Origin of the sequence: Variovorax frigidus, from assembly GCF_051216515.1 — a bacterium.
GTDB lineage: Bacteria > Pseudomonadota > Gammaproteobacteria > Burkholderiales > Burkholderiaceae_C > Variovorax.
The window spans coordinates 90908-114852 of sequence record NZ_JBPJZF010000011.1 but is presented as its reverse complement, the minus strand read 5'-3'; the positions used below and the strand labels follow the sequence as shown (position 1 = coordinate 114852).

Genomic DNA, 23945 nt, shown 5'->3' with positions numbered 1-23945 from the left:
GTTCGAAGGCTGCCGCGCCTGCGCCCATCACTGCAGCTTGAGCCCGATCTTCGCGATCAGCTTCCTGTAGAAATCGCTGTCACTGACCATCTGCGCCTTGAAGGTCGTGTTGTCGGCGTACGAGTAGCCGAGATTGAGCTTCTGCAGGCTCTCGATGAAGGCCGGGTCCTTGGCGGTCTTCTCGGCCGCGACCTTGAGGATCTCGATGATCTCGGGCGGCGTGCCCTTGGGCGCGGCCAGCCCGCGCCAGGCGCCCAGCGACACGTCGATGCCGCGTTCCTTGAGCGTGGGCGTGCTCTCGAAACCCTTGAGACGCTGGTCCGACATCACGGCCAGCATCTTGAGCTTGCCCGCGGCCAGGTGCACGCCGACCTCGGCCGGACTCACGGCCACCGCATCGATGTGGCCGCCCAGCAGCGCGAGCACGGCGGGCGCCGCGCCCTGGTAGGGCACCTGGTTGAACTTGACCTGCGCCTGGTCCTCGAGCGCCGAGGCCGTGAGGTTCCAGATCGAGCCGTTGCCGGCGTTGCCCATGCGCATCTCGCCGGGCGCCTTCTTCGAGGCTGCGAGGAATTCCTCGATGGTGTTCCAGGGCGCGTCGGCGCGCACCGTGACCGCCGAGGGGTCGAAGTTCAGCCGTGCGATGGGCGTCATCGCTTCGTGCGTGAACTTCACCAGGCCCAGGCTGTTGAGAAAGGTGAGTTCCACCGTCACCAGTGCGAGCTTGTAGCCGTCGGGCTTGCTGTTGATCACGTCGGTCCAGCCGATCGAGCCGCTGGCGCCCGGCTTGTTGTTCACCACGATGCTCTGCTTGAGGTACTTGCGCGAGACGTCGGCAAAGGCACGCGCCAGCGCATCGGTGCCGCCGCCGGCCGCGTAGGGCACGATCAGCTCGATGTTGCGGTCGGGGTAGGCCGAGGTCGGCTGGGCCTGCGCCAGCCCGGTCAGGCCAAGGCCTGCCAGTGCCATCAGCGCCGCGCGCCGCGTGTTCTTCAAAACCATCGTTGTCTCCTGGGGATGTTGTCGGTCGTCGAAAAAAAGGAAGGACGTTCAGGCAGCGCGCTGCAGGGGGATCACGCGGCGGTCGAGAGCGGCCAGGAGATCCTGTTCGCGCGCATGCACCGCGACCAGGCTTCTGGCGCGCACATGGCCGTAGCCGCGGATGTCCTCGGGCAGCGAGGCCAACGCCACGGCGGCGGCATGGTGGGCCGGGTCCGAAGAAGACTGCAGCGTGCCGAGCACACGCTCGATCGTCTGCTCGTAGCGCGCGAGCATGGCGCGCTCGCTGCGGCGTTCCTCGGTGCGGCCGAACAGGTCGAAGTGCGTGCCGCGCAGCGTGCGCAACTTCGCCAGCACCCTGAACAGCGGCAACACCCAGGCGCCGAACTCGCGCTTGCGCAGCTCGCCGGTGGCCGGATCCCGGCGCGACAGCAGCGGCGGTGCGAGGTTGAAGACCAGCCGGTAGTCGCCCTCGAACTGCTGTGCGAGCTTGTCGAGGAAGCCGCTGTGCGCATGCAGGCGCGCGACCTCGTACTCGTCCTTGATCGCCATCAGCTTGAAGTGGTAGCGGGCCACGGCCTCGGTCAATGCGGTGCCGTGGCCGAAGCGCGCGGCCTCGACCGCACGCACGCGCTCGACCAGCGCGGTGTAGCGCGCCGCATAGGCCGCGTCCTGGTAGTCGGTGAGGAAGCGTGTGCGCAGCGCGATGGACTCGTCGAGACCCTTCGCACGGGGCGGCGAAACCTGCGCCCCGTCGCTGCCGCGCTTGAGCACCAGCAGCCGCTCGACCGCGTTGGGGTCGACCGCGGTGCGGCGGCCCCAGAGGAAGGCGTCGGCGTTCATGCGCTGGCCCGTGCCGTTGAGTGCGATCGCGGCCTCGATGGCTTCGGCGCCGATCGGGATCAGGCCGCGCTGGTAGGCGAAGCCCAGCATGAACATGTTGGCTGCGATGCTGTCGCCCAGCAGCGCGGTCGCGATGCGGCCCGCATCGACGAACTCGGCCGCATCCTCGCCCACGGCATCGATCACGTTGCCGCGCAGGCCGTCGCGCGGGAACTGCATGTCGGCGTTGCGGGAGAACTCGCCCGGCATGAATTCCTTGGTGTTGACCAGCACGCGCGTGCGGCCGCGCCGCGTCGCAGCCAGCGTCTTGGAGTTGCCGGCCACGATCACGTCGCAGCCCAGCACCAGGTCGGCGCCGCCCGCGGCGATGCGGATGGTCTTGATGGCCTCGGGCGAGGCGCCGAAGCGCAGGTGGCTCCAGACCGAGCCGCCTTTCTGCGCCAGGCCCGCCATGTCGAGCAGGCCGCAGCCGCGGCCTTCCAGATGCGCCGCCATGCCGAGGATGGCGCCGATGGTCACCACGCCCGTGCCGCCCATGCCGGTCACGAGGATGCTGTAGACGCGCTCGTCGAGCGAAGGCAGCACCGGCTCGGGCAGCACCGGGAACAGCGTGGTCTCGGCCACGGGTTCGGGCTTGCGCAACGCGCCGCCGAGCACGGTCACGAAGCTCGGACAGAAGCCCTTGACGCAGGAATAGTCCTTGTTGCACGAGGACTGGTCGATCTGCCGCTTGCGGCCGAACTCGGTCTCCAGCGGCTGCACCGAGACGCAGTTGGACTTCACGCCGCAGTCGCCGCAGCCCTCGCACACCAGGTCGTTGATCACCAGGCGCTTGGCCGGGTCGGGGAAGGTGCCGCGCTTGCGCCGGCGCCGCTTCTCGGCCGCACAGGTCTGGTCGTAGATCAGCGCCGTGGTGCCGGTGAGTTCGCGCAGTTCGCGCTGCACCGCGTCGATGTCGTCCCGGTGGTGCACCGTCACGCCCTCGGGCCAGCGCACGTCGGCCGCGTACTTGTCGGGCTCGTCGCTCACGATCACGATGCGGCCCACGCCTTCGGCGCGCACCTGGTGGGCGATCATCGGCACGTCGAGCGGGCCGTCGTGGCGCTGGCCGCCGGTCATGGCGACCGCGTCGTTGAACAGGATCTTGTAGGTGATGTTGGTGCGCGCGGCCACGGCGGCGCGGATCGCGAGCAGGCCCGAATGGAAGTAGGTGCCGTCGCCGATGTTCTGGAACATGTGGGCGCGTTTCGAGAAGGGCGCCTCGCCGACCCACGACATGCCCTCGGCGCCCATCTGCGTGTAGCCCAGCGTCGAGCGGTCCATGCTCTGCGCCATCCAGCTGCAGCCGATGCCGGCGTAGCCCTTGCTGCCGGCGGGCAGCACGGTCGAGGAGCTGTGTGGGCAGCCGCTGCAGAAGTAGAAGCTGCGCGACAGGATGTCGACCACGCCGCGCGGCGCGCGCCAGGCCTTGATCTCTTCCACGCGGCGGCGCAGCGCCGGATCGTCGGCCAGCGCGAGCAGCCGCTCGCCGATGGCGATCGCGATCTGGTTCGAGTCCAGCGCCATCTCCGACTGGAACATCACGGCGCCTTGCTCGTCGCGCTTGCCCACGATGGCCGGCGTGTGGGCGCGGCCGTAGAGCTGTTCCTTGAGCTGGAACTCGATCAGGCTGCGCTTCTCCTCGACCACCAGGATCTTCTCCAGCCCGTCGGCGAAGGCCACCGCGCCCTCCGGCTCGAGCGGCCAGGGCATGCCGACCTTGTAGAGCCGCAGGCCCTTGGCCACGGCCGCTTCCTCCGACAGGTTCAGGTCGTCGAGGGCCTGCAGCACGTCGAGGTAGCTCTTGCCATGCGAAACCACGCCCAGCCGCGCCGCGCCGCTGTCGAGCACGATGCGGTCGATGCCGTTGGCGCGCGCGAAGGCGGTCACGGCGCCGAGCTTGTGGCGGTGCAGCCGCGCTTCCTGCGCATGGGGCGTGTCGGGTTGGCGGATGTTCACGCCGTCGGCGGGCAGGTCCACGCCCTGCGGCTGGACGATCTTCACGCGCTCGATGTCGACGTCGATGGACGCGGTGGCCTCGACCGTGTCCTTCACGCATTTGATGCCGACCCAGCAGCCGCTGAAGCGCGACATGGCCCAGCCCAGCACGCCGTAGTCGAGGATCTCCTGCACGCCGGCCGGGCTCAGCACCGGGATCATCGCGTCGACCATCGCGAACTCGCTCTGGTGGCAGGTGGTGGAGGATTCGCAGGTGTGGTCGTCGCCCATCAGCACCAGCACGCCGCCGTGGCGCGAGGAGCCCGCGAGGTTGCCGTGCCGGAAGGCGTCGCCGGTGCGGTCCACGCCCGGGCCCTTGCCGTACCACATGGCAAACACGCCGTCGTGCTTGCCCTCGCCGCCGATCTCGGCCTGCTGCGAGCCCCAGACGGCCGTGGCCGCGAGGTCTTCGTTCACGCCCGGCACGAACACCACGTTGCGCGCGCCCAGATGCTTCTTCGCCTTGCCGATCTGTTCGTCGAGCCCGCCCAGCGGCGAGCCGCGGTAGCCGCTGATGTAGCCCGCGGTGTCGAGGCCCGCACGGCGATCGCGTTCGTGCTGGGTGAGCGGCAGGCGCACCAGCGCCTGGGTGCCGGTGATGAAGATGCGTCCGCTGGTCAGCGTGTACTTGTCGTCGAGCGTGACGGCTTTCAAGGTCATGGCCTGCCTCGGGAGTGGGGTTTCACGTGGGCGAGGCGCATCGGTGCGCGCCTGCGAGTCGGCATCCTCACGAAAGAGGCGCCCTCGCAAGTGTCGACACTTTCTGGCGACGGCCCACTAGGGAAACTCCGCGCTCGGGCATCGCAGGTTTCACGCGCATCGAACGAGGGCGTTGCTCGCTACACTGAGGCGCGATCTGTCGCCTGAGCGACTGCTGCGATCCCCCAGCCGAGCGCCGCCGTCGCCTCGATACCTTTCCACATCGCCCCATGCCCCGAACGCCCCGTCGACCCAGCCCGAAGCCGCCGCGCGAGACGCGCGAGGAGAGCAGCGTGGAGCGGCTCTATCTCGCGCTGCGCGAGCGCTGCATGCGCTACGACTTCAAGCCCGGCGCGCGCATCAACGAACAGGCGCTGGGGCGCGAGCTCGGCGTGAGCCGCGCGCCCCTGCGCGAAGCCCTGAACCGGCTGGCCGCCGAGGGCCTGCTCGATGTTGTGATGAACAAGGGCTTCCTGCGCAAGGCGATCAGCGTCGACGAGGTGTTCGATCTCTACCAGGTCCGCATCGCGCTGGAGCGCCGGGCGGTGCTGCTCGCCGTGCAGCGGGCCAGCGACGAGGAGATCGCGGTGGTGGGCACCTACTGGCAACTGGTGATGGCCGCCTCCGACGACCTGGAGACCGCCGACATGGTGCTGGCCGACGAGGAGTTCCATCGCCACCTCGTGGCCTTGTCGCACAACAAGGAGCTGGCGGCCTTCATGGACATCGTCACGCGCCGTATCCACATCGCGCGGCACGTCGACATCGAGCAGTCCGACTGGAACGATCGGGCCTTCGACGCCCATGCCCGGATCGTCGCGCTCATCGCAGAGCGCGACACCCTGGGTGCGCTGGCGCTGCTCACCGCGCACATCGACATGAGTCTGCAGCGGGCCGTGCAGATCGCGCGCGAGATGGTGGCGCGCTTCTTCGTGGTCGAGTCCGCGGCGCCGCGACGATGAAGCGGCCGCTGCCCCCACCGGATTCGGCCGGGAAGACGCGGGAGAACGTTAGAGTTCAGCCCCACCTCACTTGCGCGCGATCGCCCGCCCATGCAGACGTCTTCCCTTTCCCAACCTGAACACGCAAGACAGGACCTTCGATTGCAGAGCTATCGCATCGCCGTCGGCACCAGCCTGCTGGTCGTCCTGTTGCTGGTCGTCTGGCATGGGCTCGGTCTGCTGCAACTGAAGCCCTTGCTGTGGATCCTCGGCATCATCGTCGGCTGGGTGCTGGTCTTCCATCTGGCCTTTCGCAGCGGACGCAACCGCAAGCTCGCCGATCCGAGCATGACGGTCGCACAGATGAGCGCCGCGACCGTCACGCTGCTGGGCTGCGCCTACGCGGCGGACGGCGGGCGCGCCATGTTCCTGGTGCTGCTGGCGATGGTCAGCCTGTTCGGCGCGTTGCGGCTGCGCACGCCTGCGCTCATGACCTATGCGCTCGGCAGCGTGGCGGGGTACGCGGCGGTGCTCGGGCTGCTGAGGGTGTTCAAGCCGCAGGCCCTCGACATGCATGTCGAATGGCTGCAGCTGCTGATCTTCACGGTCGTCATGCCATGGTTCGCGATGATGGGTGGCCACATCAGCGCGCTGCGCGAGCAGCTCAAGGTCGCGTTCCGCGCCGTCTCGGAGAGCGAGCGCATGCTGGCGGAAGCCCAACGCCTGGCCCATTTCGGCAGCTGGAGCTTCGACCCCGTGACCCGCGAGGCCGCCTGGTCGGAGGAGACCTTCCGCATCTTCGGCCTCGACCCGGAGGACCGCGGCAGGGCCGGTGCGGATTTCCGCTCGCTGGTGCACGAAGAAGACCGCGAACGCTACATGCGCCTGATCGACCGCGCGCTGGGGGAGGGCAAGGAGTTCGATACCGAGTACCGCATCTCGTTGCCCTCGGGGGCGACCCGCTGGGTTCATGCGCTGGCGCGACCATCGGCCAACGCGGAGGGCGGCGGCAAGCTGCTGCGCGGCACGGTGATGGACATCACGCAGCGCAAGGCCTCGGAAGACCAGATCCGACGGCTGGCGCACTTCGATGCGCTGACTGGCCTGCCCAACCGCAACCTGCTGATGCAGCTGTTGCGCCATGCGGTCGGCAAGGCGCAGCGTGGATCGCCGCTCGCGCTGCTGTTCATCGACCTCGACGGCTTCAAGGTGGTCAACGATTCGCTGGGCCACGAGGTAGGCGATGCGCTGCTGGCGGCGTTTGCGCAGCGGCTGGGGCGCAGCCTGCGCATGTCCGACACGGCCGCGCGCCTGGGCGGTGACGAGTTCGTGGTGATCGTCGACGACTTCGCCAGCCTGGCCGATGTCGAGACCGTCGCGCAGCGCATCCTGCTGGCGGCCTCGACACCCTTCAAGGTGCTCGAGCACGACTGCACGATCTCGGCCAGCATCGGCATTGCGCTGTACGGACCGAAGTGCGCGGACGTGAATGCGCTCATCAAGCGCGCCGATCTGAGCATGTACGTGGCCAAGCGGGCGGGCCGGAACGTCTACCGTTTCTGGTCGGACGACCCGATCGCCGAGGCTTGATTCGCGAAGGGAGCGGGCCTGTGAAGAAATGCACGCCCGGTCCGGCGCGCATCAGGGTTTGAAATGTAGCAAAAGGTATTCAATGTAGTAAAATGGCCTACATGAATACCGAGCGCGACAACTTCTACGACTGGGCCAAGGACAAGACCGACAGCACCGGTTTTTCAACACTGAGCCCGTCGACATTGCCGGCTCGTCGCGCGGCGCCCACCCGATCGCCCTGGGTCAGCCTGGCCATGGTCGCCGTCGTGGTGATCGCGTCGAGCATGGCGTACCACTTCTTCCTGGGCTAGCGTATTCCGCGGGCGATAAGCCTGCGCTCACTTCCTGGAAAACTGCTGTCGCGCCGCGCGTGTGATGGCCGCCACGCAGGGGTGTGTGATGCGGCGTTCCAGCGAGATGCCGAAGAACTCCTCGACCAGTTCAGACGCGCGCCCCAGCACCTTCACGCCATATTGCGCACAGGTCTCGTCCTCGAGCACGGTGGGCGACATGAACACGCCGCGCCCTTCGCCGCCGAAGGCCTTGAGCAGCGCGGCGTCGTCGAACTCTCCGATCAGCCGGGGCCGCAACGCATGCTCGGCCAGCCACAGATCCAGCCGCTGGCGCATCGCCGAGGCCGAGCCCGGAATCAGCATCGGCGCACCGTCGAGGCATTGAGGAAAGCCGCCTTCGAGCGACGCGTGCAGCGGCGGCGCGGCAAAGAAGGTCATGGCGGTGGTGCCGAGCGTGTGGTTGAAGGCCTTCACGCTGGCCTGGCGGCCCATGGCCTCGTTGGCGATCACCAGATCGAGCCGCTGCACCGACAGTTGGCCCAGCAGATCCCGGAAATGACCTTCGTGGCAGATCAGCCGCACCTGCTCCGGGATGGCGAGCGCCGGCTCGAGCAGCCGGTAGGCGATGGCCTTGGGCACCGCGTCCGCGATGCCGACGCGGAAATTCAGCGTGCGCACGCCCGATCGCCTGTTGCCCACCGCTGCCTCCAGTTCTGCGCCCAACGAGAAGATTTGGTCGGCATAACTGAGCGCCGTGCGTCCTTCTGGCGTTAATTCGACGCCGCGGCCACTTTTCTGGAACAAATGACAGCCCAGCGACTCTTCCAGTAACTTGATCTGCGTGGACAGGGTCTGCGGCGTGATGTGCAACTGCTCCCCAGCCCGCACGATGCCGCCGGCCTTGGCGGCCGCCCAGAAGTAATAGAGGTGCTTGAAATTCATGGCGTCGCTTCCATAGTAAACAAATAACGAAGGGACGATGCCGAAAATACGACTTTTCTCGAAGGCTCGATCGCCCTAGAGTGCAAAGCAACGCTTCCCCCTTTTTCGCCCGCGTGCTTTCAACAAGGACATCCATGAACGAAACACTTCCCCGCTACGGCGCTTCCGGCGCACTGGCCACTCCCGCGCAACGCAACCAGGTGCTGCGCAACACCTACTGGCTGCTGGCCCTGTCGATGGTGCCCACGGTGCTGGGCGCCTGGCTGGGCGTGGCCACCGGCATCACGCGCGCCATGTCCCCGGGCATCGGCATGATCGTCTTCCTGGGCGGCGCTTTCGGCTTCATGTTCGCCATCGAGAAGACCAAGAACTCGGCAGCCGGTGTGCCGGTGTTGCTGGCCTTCACTTTCTTCATGGGCCTGATGCTGTCGCGCCTGGTCGGCACGGTGCTGGGCCTGTCGAACGGCGCGAGCCTGGTGATGACGGCCTTTGCCGGCACCGGCGCGGTCTTCCTGGGCATGGCGACGCTGTCGTCGGTGATCCAGCGCGACCTCTCGTCGATGGGCAAGTGGCTCTTCATCGGCGTGATCCTGCTGCTGGTGGCCGGCATCGCGAACTTCTTCATCCAGTCGAGCGCGCTGATGATCACGCTGTCGGTGCTCGCCATCGGCATCTTCTCGGCCTTCATCCTGCACGACCTCAAGCGCGTGAAGGACGGCTACGAGACCAACTACATCTCGGCCACGCTGGGCGTCTACCTCAGCATCTACAACGTCTTCCAGTCGCTGCTGGCCCTGCTCGGCCTGGCCGGCGGTCGCGACGAGTGAACGTTCCAACGATTCAAGTTCATTGAACAGAACCACGACAACTATTCCTAGGAGAACACCATGCGCCTCAGCACCAAAGGACGTCTCGCCGTCGTCGCCATGATCGACGTGGCACTGCACCGCAAGGTCGGCCCCATTTCGCTGGCCGTGCTCAGCCGCCGGCAGCGCATTTCGCTGTCGTACCTGGAGCAGATGTTCGCCGACCTGCGCCGGCACGGCCTGGTGGCGTCCACCCGCGGTCCGGGCGGTGGCTATGGCCTGGGCCGCGAGGCGTCGTCGATCACCGTCGCCGACATCCTGTTTGCGGTGGACGGCCCTTCGGTCGAGAGCCGCGCGGCCGCCGCGCAAGGCGACGACGTGCAGCGTTGCGCCACGCCGGAACTGTGGGATTCGTTGAGCCGCAAGGTGGTGGAATTCCTCGACTCGGTCCACCTGCAGAAACTGGTCGACGACCAGATCGCGCTGGGCGTGCAGTTGCACACCGAGCCGCTCAAGCGGCCGGAGCCGGTGCGCGCGGTGGTCAAGCCGTCGCGCCCCAACGCGCCCAACTCGGTGTTCGAGCTGGCGCGCTTCGGCATCGCCAGCTGATGGTGCCTGCGGGGCCGAAGCCCCGCACCCTCTTTTCCTAGAACTCGCAGGTCGCCGACACCCACAGTCGGCGGCCTTCGTCTTTGTGGAGGTACGGGCTGCCATAGGCGCTTGCCGACCTTGCGCGTGATGATGTTGATCACGCCGCCCATCGCGTCGGAACCATAGAGCGTGGACATCGGGCCGCGGATGCGCTCGATCGCCGACACCGGCGGCATGAAGCGGGTCTGCGTCTCGGTGAAGCCGTTGGGCGTGACGCCGGGCACGCCACCGTGCGGCTGGTCTACAAGACGCGCGTGCGCAAGAACGCGAGCGAACTCTGAAGGCGCTGCCTCAGCCTTCGTTCAGCATGCCGCGTTCCTCGATGAACGCCACCACCTCGGCCACGCCGGTGTGGGTCTTGAGGTTGGTCATCACATAGGGCCGCTGTTTGCGCATGCGCTGCGTGTCGGCCTCCATCACACCCAGGTCGGCGCCCACGTAGGGCGCGAGGTCGGTCTTGTTGATCACGAACAGGTCGCTCTTGGTGATGCCGGGTCCGCCCTTGCGCGGGATCTTCTCGCCGGCCGCGACGTCGATCACGTAGATCGTGAGGTCGCTGAGCTCGGGGCTGAAGGTCGCGGCCAGGTTGTCGCCGCCGCTCTCCACGAAGACCACGTCGGCATCGGGAAAATCGGCCAGCATGCGGTCGATGGCCTCGAGGTTGATCGAGGCGTCTTCGCGGATCGCGGTGTGCGGGCAGCCGCCCGTTTCCACGCCCATGATGCGTTCGGCCGGCAGCGCGCCCGACACCGTCAGCAGGCGCTGGTCTTCCTTGGTGTAGATGTCGTTGGTGATCGCGATCAGGTCGTACTTGTCGCGCATCGCCTTGCAGAGCATCTCGAGCAGCGTGGTCTTGCCGGAGCCGACCGGGCCGCCGATGCCCACGCGCAGTGGCGGCAGTTTCTTGGTGCGGTGGGCGATGTGATGAAGGGCGGAGGACATCTCAGTTTTCCTTGGCGCCTCGCAAGGCGCTGTCAGTGCGGGGAACACCGCAGAGCCGGCTTTGCCGGTCTGCTGGTGTCGCCCCCTCGAAGGGGGTTGGCGAAGCGACACGAAGTGCGCGAAGACTGGGGGTGGGCGTCATGACCTGAAAAGGCGGGAGTATTGGTTTTCGTGGCGGGCGGAATAGATGGCCAGCATCGGCGAAAAAGCCTGGCGCGCATCGTCGTCGAGCGCGATGGCATGGTCGACCGCAGTGGGAATCTCCTGTGCCAGCCGCCCCAGCATGCGCTGGCCCGCGCTCTGGCCCAGCGGCACCGATTTCACGGCCGCGCCGATCATGTTCTCGGCCCAGCCGAAGGCGAAGGCCAGGCAGCCGTCGCGCAGGCTGGCCTGCGTGCGTGCCGCCGCGAACGCGAACGCGACAGGGTAGGTGATCGCCAGGCCCTCGAACTGCGCGGCCACGTCGCCGTGGTGCAGCTTGAGCCATTCGACGAAGGAGCGGCCCATCTGCTCGGTCTGCAGCAGGAACTCGGTCGACTCGCGCGTCTGCAGCACCCAGGCATTGAGCGCCGCGATGCGCGCCCCGTCGGCGTCGCGCCAGGCCGCGATAGCCTGCGCGACCACCGGCAGGTCGCCGCGCGCGAGGCCGAGGTGCAACTGGTCGACGATCCAGTCGGAGGCGCGTGCCTCGCTGTCGAGTCCGGCCCATTCCACACCCGCTTCCAGCCCCTCGGAATACGAGAAGCCGCCGATCGGCAGGGCCGGCGAGGCCAGCCAGATCAGCTGCAGGAGGCTGGCGGCGGACATCGCGCCCGCGGTGTCGGTCATCCGTGCGCGTGGTCGTGATCGTGGCCGTGCGAGTGGCCATGGTCGTGCCCGCCCGCATAGGCGTCCGGATGCAGCACCGGGCCCACCGGCGCCTTGCCGTGGGCATGACCATGGTCATGGCTGCCGCCATGCGCGCCGCCGTGCGACCCATAGGCGCCGCCCTCGGGTTCGAAGGCCTCCTCGGCTTCGCGCACGATCAGGTGCATCGAGCGCAGCATCGCGGCCAGCACATGGTCGGGCTCGATCTTGAGATGGTCGGGCTGCAGCTCGATCGGCACATGCCGGTTGCCCAGGTGGTAGGCCGCGCGGGTCAGGTCGAAGGGCGTGCCGTGCTGCGCGCAGTGCGTGATGACCAGCACCGCTTGCGGCGCGGCGACCACCTTGATCAGCGACCCGTCTTCCGCCACCAGCACGTCACCCCCGCGCACCGCCGTGCCGCGCGGCAGGAACACGCCGATGCGGCGGCCCTGCGAATCGACGGTGTCGAAACGGCTCTTCTGGCGCACGTCCCAGTCGAGTTCGATGGTGGCGGCGCGCTTGAGCAGCACGGCGGCGAGACCGCCGCCCTGGGGCATGAGTTTGTTGGCGTTGAGCATGGTGTTAAAAGGCGATCGACGGTGAAGTCACCAAACGGCGGGAGGACGCATGACAGCATTGCAAATCGTAGAGTTCGCAAGCGGCGATCTGGGCGTGACCTTACCCGAGACGCTCGTCAAGCGCCTGGGATGGAAGGCTGGCGACGAAGTCCTTGCAGTTCAGACGGACCAAGGTATCTCATTGTCGATCTTGTGCGAGAAGACCCTGCCCCAACTGGAGGTTGGAAGAAGGGTCATGCGCGAACGTGCAGACGTGCTTCGTGCCTTGGCTCAAACCGACGAAAAACCAACCCGCTAGAACAGAAAATACCGCTGCGTCATCGGCAGCGAAGTCGCCGGCTCGCACACCAGCAGCTGGCCGTCGGCGCGCACCGCATAGGTCTGCGCATCGATCTCCATCTTCGGCGTGTAGCTGTTGTGCACCATGTGCTGCTTGCGCACGCCGCGCACGTTCTTCACCGCGCAGAGCGTCTTCTGCAGGCCGAAGCGTTCGCCGATGCCGGCCGCGAGCCCGGCCTGCGAAACGAAGGTGAGCGAGCTCTTGTGCAGCGAGCGGCCATAGGCGCCGAACATCGGCCGGTAGTGCACCGGCTGCGGCGTCGGGATCGAGGCGCTCGGGTCGCCCATCGCGGCCATGGCGATGGTGCCGCCCTTGATGATGGTGAAGGGCTTGACGCCGAAGAAGGCCGGCTTCCACACCACCAGGTCGGCCCACTTGCCGACCTCGATGCTGCCGACCTCGTGCGCGATGCCGTGCGCGAGCGCCGGGTTGATCGTGTACTTGGCGATGTAGCGGCGGGCGCGGAAGTTGTCGTTCCGGGAACTCTCCTGCGCAGCAGGACCGAACGCTCCGCTCTCCCCCCCAGGGAGAGGGGCTGCGGGTGAGGGCGCCAACCAGCCGCGCTGCTGCTTCATCTTGTGCGCCGTCTGCCAGGTGCGGATGATCACTTCGCCCACCCGGCCCATGGCCTGGCTGTCGGAGCTGAACATGCTGATCGCGCCCAGGTCGTGCAGGATGTCCTCGGCCGCGATGGTCTCCTTGCGGATGCGCGATTCGGCGAAGGCCAGGTCCTCGGCGATGCCCGCATCGAGGTGGTGGCACACCATCAGCATGTCGACGTGCTCGTCGAGCGTGTTGACCGTGTAGGGCATGGTCGGGTTGGTCGACGAGGGCAGGAAGTTGTCCTCGCCCACCACGCGCAGGATGTCGGGCGCATGGCCGCCGCCCGCGCCCTCGGTGTGGAAGGCACAGATGCCGCGGCCCTTCACGGCTGCGATGGTGTTCTCGACGAAGCCCGATTCGTTCAGGGTGTCGGAGTGGATCGCCACCTGCGTGTCGGTGGCGTCGGCCACGTCCAGGCAATTGCTGATGGCCGCGGGCGTGGTGCCCCAGTCCTCGTGCAGCTTGAGGCCGATCACGCCCGCGTCGATCTGCTCGTGCAGTGCGGCCGGCAGGCTGGCGTTGCCCTTGCCGAGAAAGCCCAGGTTCATCGGAAACGCATCGGCCGCCTGCAGCATGCGCTCGATGTGCCAGGGGCCGGGCGTGGCGGTGGTGGCGAAGGTGCCGGTGGCCGGGCCGGTGCCGCCGCCGAGCATGGTCGTCACGCCGGAGCTCAGCGCTTCCTCGATCTGCTGTGGGCAGATGAAGTGGATGTGGCTGTCGATGCCGCCCGCGGTGACGATGTTGCCTTCGCAGCTGATCACTTCGGTGCCCGGGCCGATGACGATGTCGACGCCCGGCTGCACATCGGGATTGCCGGCCTTGCCGATCGCGACGATGCGCCCGCCCTTCAAGCCGATGTCGGCCTTGACGACGCCCCAGTGGTCGAGGATCAGCGCGTTGGTCATCACGGTGTCGACCGCCCCTTCGGAGCGCATGCGCTGCGATTGCGCCATGCCGTCGCGGATCGTCTTGCCGCCGCCGAACTTCACCTCTTCGCCGTAGCCGCCCGCGCGCAGCGTGTAGTCGGCCTCGACCTCGATCACGATGTCGGTGTCGGCCAGGCGCACGCGGTCGCCCACGGTGGGGCCGAAGATTTCGGCGTAGGCGCGTCTTCCGATCGTCGCCATATCAGCACTCCCCCAGTCTTCGCGCACTTCGTGTCGCTTCGCCAACCCCCTCGCCGGGGGCAACACCAGCGGCCCGGCGGAGCCGGTTCCGCGGTGTTTCGCGAAGGTGTCCGCGCGTCAAGACATCACTGGCTTGTTCCATTACAGCTTCCCTTGAACCAGGCCGCGAAAGCCGTAGACGATGCGGTCGCCCGCGAGATCGCAGAGTTCGACCGTGCGTTGCTGGCCGGGCTCGAAGCGCACGGCCGTGCCCGAGGCGATGTTCAGGCGCATGCCGCGCGCGGCTTCGCGGTCGAAGCCCAGCGCGCCGTTGACTTCGGCGAAGTGGTAGTGCGAGCCGACCTGGATCGGCCGGTCGGCGGTGTTCTGCACCACCATCGTGAGCGTGCGCCGGCCGGGGTTGAGCACATGCTCGCCCTCGTCGGTGAAGAGTTCGCCGGGGATCATGGGCCGGGCCTCAGGCCAGTTGCGCGAGCAGCGCGGCACCGAACAGCGCGACGGCCGCACCGGCCACGCGTAGCAGCCAGGCGCCGCGCTGGCGCAGGGTCCAGCCGATGGCGATGCCGGCCGTGTGCAGCAGCGCGGTGGCCAGCACCATGCCGGCGATCGCGAAGCCGGCGCCGTGGCCGCCTGCGAGCTCATAGCCGTGGGCCACGCCGTGGAACACCGCGAACACGCCGACCACGGCCGCGGCCACCGGCCCGGGCAGCCGGAGCCGTGTGGCCACCAGCAGGCCGATCACCAGCAGCGAGGCCGCGATCATCGGCTCGACCGCCGGCACCTGAACGCCCGCGAGACCGGCCAACGCGCCGGCCAGCAGCATGCCGGCGAAGCCCAGGGGTGCCCAGAGCAGGTCGCGTCCGGTGCGGGCGATCAGCGCGCTCCAGAGGCCGACCGCGACCATCGCAGCCAGGTGGTCCAGGCCGGTGAACGGGTGCACGAAGCCCTGCACGAAACCGATGTCGTGGTGCGCCGCGCCGTCGACGCCGACGTGGGCCGAGGCCAGCAGCGGCAGCAGGCCGAGCGCGGCAACGGCGAGGGAAGGGAGGGATGAAGAACGCGTCAGGCGCATGGGAAGGTCTCCGCTCGGAAATGAGAAAGAAGAAAAGAGGGGTCAGACGATCGGCTGGTGCACCGTGACCAGCTTGGTGCCGTCGGGGAAGGTGGCCTCGACCTGGATGTCCGGAATCATCTCGGCCACGCCGTCCATCACGTCGGCGCGCGTGAGCACGCTGCGGCCTTCGCTCATCAGCGCGGCCACGCTCTTGCCGTCGCGCGCGCCTTCCATGACCGCGGCCGAGATCAGCGCGATGGCCTCGGGGTAGTTGAGCTTGAGCCCGCGGGCCTGGCGGCGCTCGGCGAGCAGTGCGGCCGTGAAGATCAGCAGCTTGTCTTTTTCGCGCGGAGTGAGTTCCATGGGGAGAGAGAGGGGCGTGGGGGACAGGAGGGGCGTCGATCCACAATATGCAACAGTCGTGCCGTGGCACGGAAGATGCACCGAAAAGGTGTGATCGACGCCACCCCGCCCCCGACGCCACCCCCGCCCGACGACGCGCCGCAGCGCATCGTCAAGGTCCGGCGCGACTACAACAGCTGGGTGGCCAGCGAGACGCTCGAGGACTATGCGCTGCGCTACACGCCGCAGCGCTTTCGCAAGATGTCCGAATGGCGGGTCGCGAACACGGCCTTCGGCGGCGCCGCCTCCTTCCTGATCCTGGAGGCGGTCGGGGCCACGCTGCTGGTGCAGTACGGCTTCCTCAACGCCTTCTGGGCGGTGCTGGCCACCGGGCTGATCATCTTCCTGGCCGGCCTGCCGATCAGCGTGTATGCCGCGCGCTACGGCGTCGACATGGACCTGCTCACGCGCGGCGCGGGCTTCGGCTACATCGGCTCGACGCTCACCTCGCTGATCTACGCCTCCTTCACCTTCATCTTCTTCGCGCTCGAGGCGGCCGTGATGGCCTATGCGCTCGAGCTGGCGCTGGGCATCCCGCCGGCCTGGGGCTACCTGGTGTGCGCGCTGGTCGTGATCCCGCTGGTGACCCACGGCGTGTCGGCCATCAGCCGGCTCCAGGTCTGGACCCAACCGCTCTGGCTGCTGATGCTGGTCGTGCCCTTCGCCTATGTGATCGTGCGCGACCCTGGTGCGTTTTCAGGGCTGACGCACTACAACGGCGCTGCCGGCCGCGCGGGCGGCTTCGATCTGCACCTGTTCGGTGCCGCGCTCACGGTGGGCATCGCGCTGATCACGCAACTGGGCGAGCAGGCCGACTACCTGCGCTTCATGCCCGTGCGCACCGCGGCCAACCGCGGCCGCTGGTGGGGCGGTGTGCTGATGGGCGGGCCGGGCTGGGTCGTGATGGGCGTGCTCAAGATGCTCGGCGGCATGATGCTGGCGTACCTGGCCATCGGACACATGGTGCCGCCCGAGCGCGCGGTCGATCCCAACCAGATGTACCTCGCGGCCTTCGAGTACGTGTTTCCGAACTACGGCTGGGCCGTGGCCGCGACCGCGCTGTTCGTGGTGGTGTCGCAGCTCAAGATCAACGTCACCAACGCCTACGCGGGCTCGCTGGCCTGGAGCAACTTCTTCTCGCGCGTCACGCACAGCCATCCGGGCCGCGTGGTGTGGGTGGTGTTCAACGCGCTGATCGCCTTCATGCTGATGGAGATGAACGTGTTCGAGGCGCTGGGCGACGTGCTGGGCCTCTACGCCAACATCGCCATCGCCTGGATGATGGCGGTGGTGGCCGACCTGGTCATCAACAAGCCGCTGGGCCTGTCGCCGCCGGGCATCGAGTTCAAGCGCGCGCACCTCTGGGACATCAACCCCGTCGGTGTGGGCGCGATGGCGCTGGCCTCGGCGCTGTCGATCGCCGCGCACCTGGGCGCCTTCGGTCCGCTGGCGCAGGCCTTCTCGGCCGTGATCGCGATGGGCACGGCGCTGGTCGCGGCGCCGCTGATCGCCTGGGCCACGCAGGGCCGCTACTACCTCGCGCGCGGACCGGTGCAGGAGGCCCGCACGCAGGTGCGCTGGGCCCGCGTCGAGACCTCTCCGGCCGCCGCGGCCGACAACGCGTACCAGCGGCTGCGTACCCAGCGCTGCGTGATCTGCGAGCGCGAATACGAAGCGCCCGACATGGCGCACTGCCCGGCCTACCAGGGCGCGATCTGCTCGCTGTGCTGCACGCTCGATGCGCGCTGCGGCGACCTCTGCAAGCCGCACGCGAGCCTGTCGACGCAGTGGTCGGGGGCGCTGCGCTGGCTGCTGCCGCGGCGCGTCTGGCCCTACCTCGACACCGGCCTCGGCCATTTCCTGCTGCTCACGCTGATCATCGTGCCGCTGCTGGCCACGGTGTTCGGCGTGCTGTACCAGCAGGAGCTGCGCGCGCTGGGCGAAAGTGCGCTGGGCATGCTGCCGCCCGGCGAGGCGGCCACGGCGATCCTCAAGGCGCAGCAGGCTTCGCTGCGCTCCGGCTTCCTCAAGAGCTACATGGCGCTGCTGCTGATCGCCGGCATCGTGGCCTGGTGGCTGGTGCTGGCGCACCAGAGCCGCAAGGTGGCGCAGGAGGAGTCGAACCGCCAGACCCACCTGCTGATGCACGAGATCGAGCGCCACAAGGAAACCGACCGCGCGCTCCAGGCCGCCAAGCAGAGCGCCGACGATGCGCGCGAGCAGGCCGACCATGCCAACCAGGCCAAGAGCCGCTACATCAGCGCCATCAGCCACGAGCTGCGCACGCCGCTCAATTCGATCCTCGGCTATGCCCAGCTGATGGGCCAGGACGCGACCGTGCCGCCGCACCGGCAGCAGGCGGTGGCCGTGATCCAGCGCGGCGGCGAGCACCTGCTGTCGCTGATCGAGGGCACGCTGGACATCGCCCACATCGAGGCCGGCAAGCTCACGCTGCAGGCGCGGCCCATGCCCTTCGCTGCGGCCATGCGCGAGCTGGCCGACATGTTCGAGCTGCAGGCGTCCGAGAAGGGCCTGGCCTTTCGCTTCGAGCCCGCGGGCGACATGCCCGAGGTGGTGCGGGCCGACGAGCGCCGGGTGCGCCAGATCCTGATCAACCTGCTGGGCAACGCGATCAAGTTCACCGCGCGCGGCGAGGTCGCGCTGCGGCTGCGTTATGCGCGCGAGTTCGCGGTATTGGAGATCGAGGACACCGGGCCCGGCATGTCGGCCGCCGAGATCGAGCGCATCTTCGAGCCCTTCGCGCGCGGCGATGCGGGCGGCACTGCCACGCGCACCGGCGCCCCGGGCGCGGGCCTGGGCCTGACCATCGCCAAGATGCTGACCGACCTGATGGGCGGCGAGATGTCGGTACAGAGCACGCCGGGGCAGGGCTCGGTGTTTCGCGTGCGGCTGTTCCTGCCGCGCGTGCATGCGGCGCCCCTCGCCGCGGGCCGCGGGCCCGCGCCGCTGCCCGGTCCCGCGCGCCCGCGGCGCGGCTATGCCGGCGCGCGCCGGCGCGTGCTGGTGGTCGACAACGAGGAGGCCGACCGCGAGCTGCTGGTGCAGGTGCTTGGGCCGCTGGGCTTCGAACTGCGCACGGCAGCCAGCGGCCACGATGCGCTCGACCTGATCGCCGCCGGCTTCCGGCCCGACGCGATGTTCGTCGACCTCGCGATGCCCGGCATCGACGGCTGGGAGACGCTGCGCCGCAGCCGCCAGTTCGATGCCGCGCTGGTGCCGCGCTGCGTGGCCATCGTGTCGGCCAACGCCTTCGACAAGCGGCTCGACAACGACGTCGGCACTGCGCCCGAGGACTTCTTCGTCAAGCCGGTGCGCCACAGCGAGCTGCTCGACTGGCTGGAGCGCAAGCTGGGGCTGGAATGGACGGCCGCGGCGCAGGCGCACGAGCCAGCGGTCGCCGCGGCCCCGGTGCTGGTACGACCCGCGGCCGAACGGCTGCTTGCACTTCAGGACGCCATCGGACTGGGTTATTTTCGGGGGATCATGAACCAGCTCGACGAGATCGACGCCGCGCAGCCCGAGTGCACCGCCTGGACAGCCGCCCAGAGGGCGCTGGCGCGCCAGTTCCGCTTCGACGCGATGGACTGCGGCGCATCGCCGCAGCCGGAGGGCGCGCGATGAACGGCCCCAAGGCGCGCGACTTCGCCGGCAACAGCGACCTGGTGCTGATCGTCGACGACGTGCCCGACAACCTCGCGGTGCTGCACGACGCGCTCGACGAATCCGGCTACACGGTGCTGGTCGCGACCAGCGGCGAGCAGGCGCTGCAGCGCGCGGCGCAGGCCCGCCCCGACATCGTGCTGCTCGACGCGATGATGCCGGGCATGGACGGCTTCGAGGTCGCGCGCCGGCTCAAGGCCGATGCGGCCACGGCCCACATTCCGATCGTCTTCATGACCGGGCTCACCGAGACCGAACACCTGGTGGCCGCGCTCGAGGCCGGCGGTGTCGACTACGTGACCAAGCCGATCAAGCCCAAGGAAGTGCTGGCGCGCATGAACGTGCACCTGCAGGGCGCGCGCCGTGCGCGGCAGGAGGCGCAGCAGGCCGGCCAGGCGCGCAATGCGCTCGACGCCTTTGGCTACGCCAGCATCACCGTGCGGTTGCCCGAAGGCCGCGTGATCTGGCAGACCGCGCTGGCGCGCGAACTGCTGCTGCGCTACTGCGGCACCAGCGCGCCGCAGGCGCCGCCGGCCGTGCTCGAATGGCTCGCGCGCCACCTGCCCGATGCACAGCAGCGGCAGATCGAGCCGCCCGCGCTGTCGATCGCGCTCGGGCCTTCCGCCTTGAGCCTGCGCCTGCACCAGCAGACCGGCCATGACGACGACGGCGACGACTGGCTGATCATCATGCGCGAGCTCTCCGACACCTCGGTGATCGAGGCGATGAGCCTCGGCCTCAAGCTGACGGCGCGCGAGGCCGAGGTGCTGTACTGGGTGGTCAAGGGCAAGACCAACCGCGACATCGCCGAGATCGTCGGCAGCAGCCCCGCCACGGTGAAGAAGCATCTGGAGCGGGTCTACGTGAAGCTGGGCGTGGAAACGCGCACCGCCGCGGCGGGCGCGGCGATCAAGCGGTTGCGCGAGTTGCAGCCGCAGTTCGAGATCTGAACCGGTGCGCGTTCTTCGGTGGACCCCGGTGCTGGGCCTTCTTGCGTGCGGCGGCGCCTGGGGCGGCGGTCATTTCGACGTCGACGACGCCGGCACGCTGGCGCCCGGCCGCTGCCAGTACGAGGTGTGGATGAGCCGCAGTCCGGGCCATGGCACCGCTGCCGACAACAACCTGCATCTCGGGCCGGCCTGTCGTGTGGGTCCGGTGGAAGTGGGCTTCAACGTCGATCGCTTTGCGGTCAGTGGCGAGCGCACCTCGGTGGTGCTGGGGCCGCAGGTCAAGTGGACCTTCCTCGGCGACGCTGCCGATGCGCGTTGGAGCGCGGCGCTGTCCTCCGGCCTTGCCGTCGACGTCGCACGCGGCGGCCGTGCGGGGGGGCAGTTCGTCGTGCCGGTCACCTGGATGGCCACCCCGCACCTGCAGGTGAACGCGAATCTCGGTGCGGACTGGAGCCCCGGTGACGGCGGGCGCACAGTCCGCAAGGGCGTGGCCCTGGAGTGGGCGCTGACCGATGCGCTGTCCTTGATCGCCGAGCGCAACCGCGCGAGCGGCATGTGGGCCTCGCGCGTGGGCGCCCGCATCAGCGTGGCGCCCGACACGAGCATCGACCTGGGCTTCATGCGCCTCGGCCCCGAGCGGCTCCGTACCTTCACGCTCGGGCTGAACCGCGAGTTCAGCCGGCAGTGATGCGCGCGGCGCGCACCATCGCCTGACGAATCAGGACGTCACGGGCGACGCCGCCACCAGATGCTCGGTCAGGAACCACACCTGCAGTTCGTTGGTGCGCAGCACGTTGCTCACGAAAACGTCGTTGCTGCCATCGTCGCCGGCCTCGTCCACCTTCTTGGCGGCCTTGCGGGCCTCGATGATGATGAGTTCGTGCGCCTCGGCCAGCCGGCGGATCTGCACGGCGGCAGGTTCGCGGCCGCGCGGGGGGCGCGGGATCTTGGTGGTCTCGGCGATGTCCGGCGCCATGGCCAGCGCGATGCCGCCCAGCAGCTGGATGCGTTCGGCCAGGATGTCGACCAGCAGCACCTGGGCTTCGAAATGCTGGTCGTACATCAGGTGCAGCTGGTTGAAGGTCGGGCCCACCACTTGCCAGTGGTGCTTCTTGTACATGTCGCGCAGCGTGATCGTGTCGGCCAGGCACTGGTTGAGCAGCGCCACGCTGTCCTTGCAGACCTTCTCCGACAGGCCGTTCGGCAGCTTGACGATCTCGCCGAACTTCTGCGTCTCGTGGCTCTTCTGGTCCAGATCGGGTTGGACCGCCTTCTGCTTGGCGGTCACGGGGGCGGTCTTGCTGTTGTCTTGAATGGCCATCACTGACTCCGTGATTGAGGGAAAGACAACTTTTTAGCGAGCGCTCGCGCCGCGCGGCGTAGGCCACGAAGCCATTTCCGTGCAGACGATCGGCCGGCATCGTGCCGGCCTCGCGCGGTCACTCGATCTTCACGCCGGCTTCGTTGACCACCTTGGTCCACTTGGGAATTTCCTTCTGCAGCAGCTGGCCGAAGGCCTCGGGCGTGCTCGCCACCACCTCCACGCCCTGGTCGCGGAACTGCTTGACCACCTCGGGGTCCTTGAGGATCGCCACGATGTCCTTGTTGGCGCGGTCCACCACGGCCTTGGGCACGCCGGCCGGCATCTGCATGCCGAACCAGACGATCACCTCGTAGCCCGGCACCCCGGCGGCCTGCACCGTGGGCGTGTCGGGCAGCAGCGCGGCGCGCTCGGAACCGGTCACCGCGATGGGTTTGAGCTTGCCGGCCTTGATCTGCTGCATCAGGTTGGGCACGTTGTCGAACAGCACGTCGATCTCGCCGCCGAGCATGGCCATCACCGCGGGCGCGCTGCCCTTGTAGGGCACGTGGGTCATCTTGGTGCCGGTCATGCTCATGAACAGCTCCATCGACAGGTGGTTCGACGAGCCCGAGCCGGTCGAGCCGTAGTTGAGCTTGCCCGGGTTCTTCTTCGCGAAGTCGATCAGTTCCTTGAGGTTGCTCACGCCCGGCAGGTCGGGGCGGATCACCAGTGCGTTCTGCGTGTAGCCGGCCCACACCAGCGGCTGGAAGTCGGCCGTCGCGTTGTAGGGCAGCTTGGCGCCGTAAAGCGCGGGCAGGGCCGAGAAGGGCAGCGGCGTGATCAGCAGGGTGTAGCCGTCGGCCGGTGCCTTGGCCGCCAGGTTGTTGCCCAGCACCGTGTTGCCGCCCGGCCGATTGTCCACCACCACCGACTGCTTCCACAGCTTGGACAGGCGATCGCCGACGGTGCGCGCCAGCGTGTCGTTGAAGCCTCCCGGCGTGTAGGGCACGATGATGCGCGCCGGCTTGCTCGGGTAGTCGTCGGCGCTGGCGGTGCCGACGAGCATGAGGCCCGTGAGTCCCAGGCACAGCGGCGTCAGCAGGCGCAGCAGGGTTCGTTTCGTGAAGGTCATGGCGTGTCTCCGTTTTTCTGTTGGGGTGGGGCTGTCTCAGAACTTCACGACATAGCCGGGTCCGTCGACCATCGGGTATTTTTCGAAGATGCTCTCGTCGACCTCGATGCCCAGGCCGTGGCCCTGGGGCGGCTCGACGCAGCCGTCGGCGCCGATCGCGAAGGTGCTGCCGAACATGTCGCGGAAGGGGTTGAACTTCGACACGCAGGCCTCGAAGTAGCCGGCGTTCTCGGTGGCCGCGAGGAAGTGCAGCGTGGCCGCATGGTTGAGGCCGGTGGCCGAGCTGTGGGCATGCACCGGGATGCGGAAAGCCGAGGCCATGGCCGCGATGCGCACGCCCTCGGTGATGCCGCCGCTCTTCGACAGGTCGGGCTGCCAGACCTGCACCGCGCCCGCGTCCAGCATCTGGCCGAACTCGAAGCGGGTGAAGTGGTTCTCGCCGGCCGCGATCGGCACCAGCGGCGTGATCTTCGCGGCTTCGCGGTAGGAGGCGAAGTCGTTGCAGGCGAAGGGCTCCTCGAGCCAACCGGCCTGGATGTCGGCCAGCGCCGGCAGCACGCGGCGCACGTCGGCGATCGTGTAGGCGGTGTTGGCGTCGGTCAGGATGTCGATGTCCTCGCCCAGCACCTCGCGCACCTTGCGCACGCGGGCGATGTCGTTCTTCACCGTGTCGCCGATGCGCAGCTTGACGGCCTTGTAGCCCTGCTCGACATACGACTGCGCCTCTTCCGCCATCGCCTCGGCCGGCTGGTAGCCCAGCGCGATGCCGCCCGCATAGGCCGGGATGCGGCGGTGCGAGCCGCCCAGCAGTTCGTAGAGCGGCATCTTGGCGGCCTTGCCGCGGATGTCCCACAGCGCCATGTCGATGCCCGACAGCGCCAGGCAGGTGCCCGCGCCCAGGCCGTGGCTCGACAGCTGCATGCGGTGCACGCGCTGCCAGGCGCCCACCACGTCGGTCGCGTTCATGCCCACCAGCAGCGGCTGCAGCGTGTTGTGCACCAGCGCCACGATCGCGCCGGGACTGCGGCCCGGGTGCGCCTCGCCGTAGCCGGTGATGCCTTCGGAGGTCTCGACGCGGATGATGATGCAGTCGCGCTTGAGCGTGCTGCCGATGCCCATGGTCACGGTCTTGCCTTCGGGCAGGCGGTAGGACAGCGGCACGGCGGTGATGCGGGTGATCTTCAAGGGATGTCTCCTGGTGGGC

22 protein-coding genes are annotated in these 23945 nt (G+C 68.3%); 9 read left to right on the top strand and 13 right to left on the bottom strand.

Annotated elements, in window-relative coordinates; all coding sequences use genetic code 11:
• Positions 1-27 precede the first annotated feature (27 nt).
• Entirely contained in the window at positions 28-1002 is a 975-nt protein-coding gene (locus tag ACSFBC_RS27295) for a Bug family tripartite tricarboxylate transporter substrate binding protein (RefSeq protein WP_435513469.1), read from the bottom strand.
• A 48-nt stretch (positions 1003-1050) separates the two neighbouring features.
• Complete coding sequence (locus ACSFBC_RS27290) at positions 1051-4539, bottom strand: indolepyruvate ferredoxin oxidoreductase family protein (RefSeq protein WP_435513468.1); 3489 nt, start codon at positions 4537-4539, stop codon at positions 1051-1053.
• A 269-nt stretch (positions 4540-4808) separates the two neighbouring features.
• Between ACSFBC_RS27290 and ACSFBC_RS27285 the strand changes: the two genes are divergently transcribed.
• From ACSFBC_RS27285 to ACSFBC_RS27275, 3 genes are all read left to right on the top strand, one after another.
• Complete coding sequence (locus tag ACSFBC_RS27285; RefSeq protein ID WP_435513467.1) at positions 4809-5540, top strand: GntR family transcriptional regulator; 732 nt, start codon at positions 4809-4811, stop codon at positions 5538-5540.
• Between the two features lie 141 nt (positions 5541-5681).
• Positions 5682-7109: a diguanylate cyclase domain-containing protein gene (locus ACSFBC_RS27280; protein WP_435513466.1), complete on the top strand. Its 1428-nt coding sequence runs from the start codon at positions 5682-5684 to the stop codon at positions 7107-7109.
• Positions 7110-7201: 92 nt separating this feature from the next.
• Positions 7202-7402, top strand: a complete 201-nt coding sequence (locus tag ACSFBC_RS27275; RefSeq protein WP_435513465.1) for a hypothetical protein — start codon at positions 7202-7204, stop codon at positions 7400-7402.
• A 27-nt stretch (positions 7403-7429) separates the two neighbouring features.
• On the opposite strand, the gene nhaR is transcribed toward ACSFBC_RS27275, so the two are convergent.
• Positions 7430-8326, bottom strand: a complete 897-nt coding sequence (nhaR, locus tag ACSFBC_RS27270; RefSeq protein WP_435513464.1) for a transcriptional activator NhaR — start codon at positions 8324-8326, stop codon at positions 7430-7432.
• A gap of 134 nt (positions 8327-8460) precedes the next feature.
• Between nhaR and ACSFBC_RS27265 the strand changes: the two genes are divergently transcribed.
• On the top strand, positions 8461-9153 hold the full coding sequence (locus tag ACSFBC_RS27265; RefSeq protein ID WP_435513463.1) for a Bax inhibitor-1 family protein: 693 nt from the start codon (positions 8461-8463) through the stop codon (positions 9151-9153).
• A 60-nt stretch (positions 9154-9213) separates the two neighbouring features.
• Entirely contained in the window at positions 9214-9741 is a 528-nt protein-coding gene (locus tag ACSFBC_RS27260; RefSeq protein WP_435513462.1) for an Rrf2 family transcriptional regulator, read from the top strand.
• Positions 9742-10074: 333 nt separating this feature from the next.
• On the opposite strand, the gene ureG is transcribed toward ACSFBC_RS27260, so the two are convergent.
• From ureG to ureE, 3 genes are all read right to left on the bottom strand, one after another.
• On the bottom strand, positions 10075-10725 hold the full coding sequence (gene ureG, locus ACSFBC_RS27255) for an urease accessory protein UreG (RefSeq protein WP_183025335.1): 651 nt from the start codon (positions 10723-10725) through the stop codon (positions 10075-10077).
• Positions 10726-10863: 138 nt separating this feature from the next.
• Positions 10864-11553, bottom strand: coding sequence for an urease accessory protein UreF (locus ACSFBC_RS27250; protein ID WP_435513461.1), 690 nt, complete (start codon positions 11551-11553; stop codon positions 10864-10866).
• A complete protein-coding gene (gene ureE / locus ACSFBC_RS27245) occupies positions 11550-12149 on the bottom strand; it encodes an urease accessory protein UreE (protein WP_435513460.1) in 600 nt (199 codons plus the stop codon). Before ureE ends, ACSFBC_RS27250 begins: the two co-directional genes overlap by 4 nt.
• Positions 12150-12198: 49 nt before the next feature.
• On the opposite strand from ureE, the gene ACSFBC_RS27240 reads away from it, so the two are divergent.
• Positions 12199-12447, top strand: a complete 249-nt coding sequence (locus ACSFBC_RS27240) for an AbrB/MazE/SpoVT family DNA-binding domain-containing protein (protein WP_435513459.1) — start codon at positions 12199-12201, stop codon at positions 12445-12447.
• On the opposite strand, the gene ACSFBC_RS27235 is transcribed toward ACSFBC_RS27240, so the two are convergent.
• The 4 genes from ACSFBC_RS27235 to ACSFBC_RS27220 form a co-directional block, all read right to left on the bottom strand.
• Positions 12444-14219, bottom strand: a complete 1776-nt coding sequence (locus ACSFBC_RS27235; RefSeq protein ID WP_435513458.1) for an urease subunit alpha — start codon at positions 14217-14219, stop codon at positions 12444-12446. The two genes, ACSFBC_RS27240 and ACSFBC_RS27235, sit on opposite strands and share 4 nt — an antisense overlap.
• A 141-nt stretch (positions 14220-14360) precedes the next feature.
• A complete protein-coding gene (locus ACSFBC_RS27230; protein WP_435513457.1) occupies positions 14361-14666 on the bottom strand; it encodes an urease subunit beta in 306 nt (101 codons plus the stop codon).
• 10 nt (positions 14667-14676) lie between these two features.
• A complete protein-coding gene (locus tag ACSFBC_RS27225) occupies positions 14677-15291 on the bottom strand; it encodes a HupE/UreJ family protein (RefSeq protein ID WP_435513456.1) in 615 nt (204 codons plus the stop codon).
• A 42-nt stretch (positions 15292-15333) separates the two neighbouring features.
• Complete coding sequence (locus ACSFBC_RS27220; RefSeq protein WP_435513455.1) at positions 15334-15636, bottom strand: urease subunit gamma; 303 nt, start codon at positions 15634-15636, stop codon at positions 15334-15336.
• A 75-nt stretch (positions 15637-15711) separates the two neighbouring features.
• On the opposite strand from ACSFBC_RS27220, the gene ACSFBC_RS27215 reads away from it, so the two are divergent.
• Genes ACSFBC_RS27215 through ACSFBC_RS27205 form a run of 3 tightly spaced genes read left to right on the top strand, consistent with a single transcriptional unit; the run spans position 15712 to position 20994 of the window.
• Positions 15712-19317 (top strand): hybrid sensor histidine kinase/response regulator, encoded by a 3606-nt coding sequence (locus ACSFBC_RS27215; protein ID WP_435513454.1) that lies wholly within the window; start codon positions 15712-15714, stop codon positions 19315-19317.
• On the top strand, positions 19314-20306 hold the full coding sequence (locus ACSFBC_RS27210; RefSeq protein WP_435513453.1) for a response regulator transcription factor: 993 nt from the start codon (positions 19314-19316) through the stop codon (positions 20304-20306). The genes ACSFBC_RS27215 and ACSFBC_RS27210 overlap by 4 nt, the downstream gene beginning before the upstream one ends.
• Positions 20307-20334: 28 nt before the next feature.
• Complete coding sequence (locus ACSFBC_RS27205) at positions 20335-20994, top strand: porin family protein (protein WP_435513452.1); 660 nt, start codon at positions 20335-20337, stop codon at positions 20992-20994.
• A 30-nt stretch (positions 20995-21024) separates the two neighbouring features.
• Here ACSFBC_RS27205 and ACSFBC_RS27200 read toward each other — a convergent pair whose 3' ends face one another.
• The 3 genes from ACSFBC_RS27200 to ACSFBC_RS27190 form a co-directional block, all read right to left on the bottom strand.
• Positions 21025-21627 (bottom strand): Dps family protein, encoded by a 603-nt coding sequence (locus tag ACSFBC_RS27200; RefSeq protein ID WP_435513451.1) that lies wholly within the window; start codon positions 21625-21627, stop codon positions 21025-21027.
• Between the two features lie 118 nt (positions 21628-21745).
• Positions 21746-22741 carry a tripartite tricarboxylate transporter substrate binding protein gene (locus ACSFBC_RS27195; protein WP_435513450.1) on the bottom strand — a complete coding sequence of 332 codons (996 nt, stop codon included), beginning with the start codon at positions 22739-22741 and terminating at the stop codon, positions 21746-21748.
• 36 nt (positions 22742-22777) lie between these two features.
• On the bottom strand, positions 22778-23926 hold the full coding sequence (locus ACSFBC_RS27190) for a mandelate racemase/muconate lactonizing enzyme family protein (protein WP_435513449.1): 1149 nt from the start codon (positions 23924-23926) through the stop codon (positions 22778-22780).
• Between the last annotated feature and the right edge of the window lie 19 nt (positions 23927-23945).

Excerpts from the sequence above, each read along its gene's own strand:
- ACSFBC_RS27295 (WP_435513469.1), bottom strand. The coding sequence starts at position 1,002 with ATGGTTTTGAAGAACACGCGGCGCGCGGCGCTGATGGCACTGGCAGGC.
- ACSFBC_RS27290 (WP_435513468.1), bottom strand. The coding sequence starts at position 4,539 with ATGACCTTGAAAGCCGTCACGCTCGACGACAAGTACACGCTGACCAGC.
- ACSFBC_RS27285 (WP_435513467.1), top strand. The coding sequence starts at position 4,809 with ATGCCCCGAACGCCCCGTCGACCCAGCCCGAAGCCGCCGCGCGAGACG.
- ACSFBC_RS27275 (WP_435513465.1), top strand. The coding sequence starts at position 7,202 with ATGGCCTACATGAATACCGAGCGCGACAACTTCTACGACTGGGCCAAG.
- nhaR (WP_435513464.1), bottom strand. The coding sequence starts at position 8,326 with ATGAATTTCAAGCACCTCTATTACTTCTGGGCGGCCGCCAAGGCCGGC.
- ACSFBC_RS27265 (WP_435513463.1), top strand. The coding sequence starts at position 8,461 with ATGAACGAAACACTTCCCCGCTACGGCGCTTCCGGCGCACTGGCCACT.
- ACSFBC_RS27260 (WP_435513462.1), top strand. The coding sequence starts at position 9,214 with ATGCGCCTCAGCACCAAAGGACGTCTCGCCGTCGTCGCCATGATCGAC.
- ureG (WP_183025335.1), bottom strand. The coding sequence starts at position 10,725 with ATGTCCTCCGCCCTTCATCACATCGCCCACCGCACCAAGAAACTGCCG.
- ACSFBC_RS27250 (WP_435513461.1), bottom strand. The coding sequence starts at position 11,553 with ATGACCGACACCGCGGGCGCGATGTCCGCCGCCAGCCTCCTGCAGCTG.
- ureE (WP_435513460.1), bottom strand. The coding sequence starts at position 12,149 with ATGCTCAACGCCAACAAACTCATGCCCCAGGGCGGCGGTCTCGCCGCC.
- ACSFBC_RS27240 (WP_435513459.1), top strand. The coding sequence starts at position 12,199 with ATGACAGCATTGCAAATCGTAGAGTTCGCAAGCGGCGATCTGGGCGTG.
- ACSFBC_RS27235 (WP_435513458.1), bottom strand. The coding sequence starts at position 14,219 with ATGGCGACGATCGGAAGACGCGCCTACGCCGAAATCTTCGGCCCCACC.
- ACSFBC_RS27230 (WP_435513457.1), bottom strand. The coding sequence starts at position 14,666 with ATGATCCCCGGCGAACTCTTCACCGACGAGGGCGAGCATGTGCTCAAC.
- ACSFBC_RS27225 (WP_435513456.1), bottom strand. The coding sequence starts at position 15,291 with ATGCGCCTGACGCGTTCTTCATCCCTCCCTTCCCTCGCCGTTGCCGCG.
- ACSFBC_RS27220 (WP_435513455.1), bottom strand. The coding sequence starts at position 15,636 with ATGGAACTCACTCCGCGCGAAAAAGACAAGCTGCTGATCTTCACGGCC.
- ACSFBC_RS27215 (WP_435513454.1), top strand. The coding sequence starts at position 15,712 with ATGCACCGAAAAGGTGTGATCGACGCCACCCCGCCCCCGACGCCACCC.
- ACSFBC_RS27210 (WP_435513453.1), top strand. The coding sequence starts at position 19,314 with ATGAACGGCCCCAAGGCGCGCGACTTCGCCGGCAACAGCGACCTGGTG.
- ACSFBC_RS27200 (WP_435513451.1), bottom strand. The coding sequence starts at position 21,627 with ATGGCCATTCAAGACAACAGCAAGACCGCCCCCGTGACCGCCAAGCAG.
- ACSFBC_RS27195 (WP_435513450.1), bottom strand. The coding sequence starts at position 22,741 with ATGACCTTCACGAAACGAACCCTGCTGCGCCTGCTGACGCCGCTGTGC.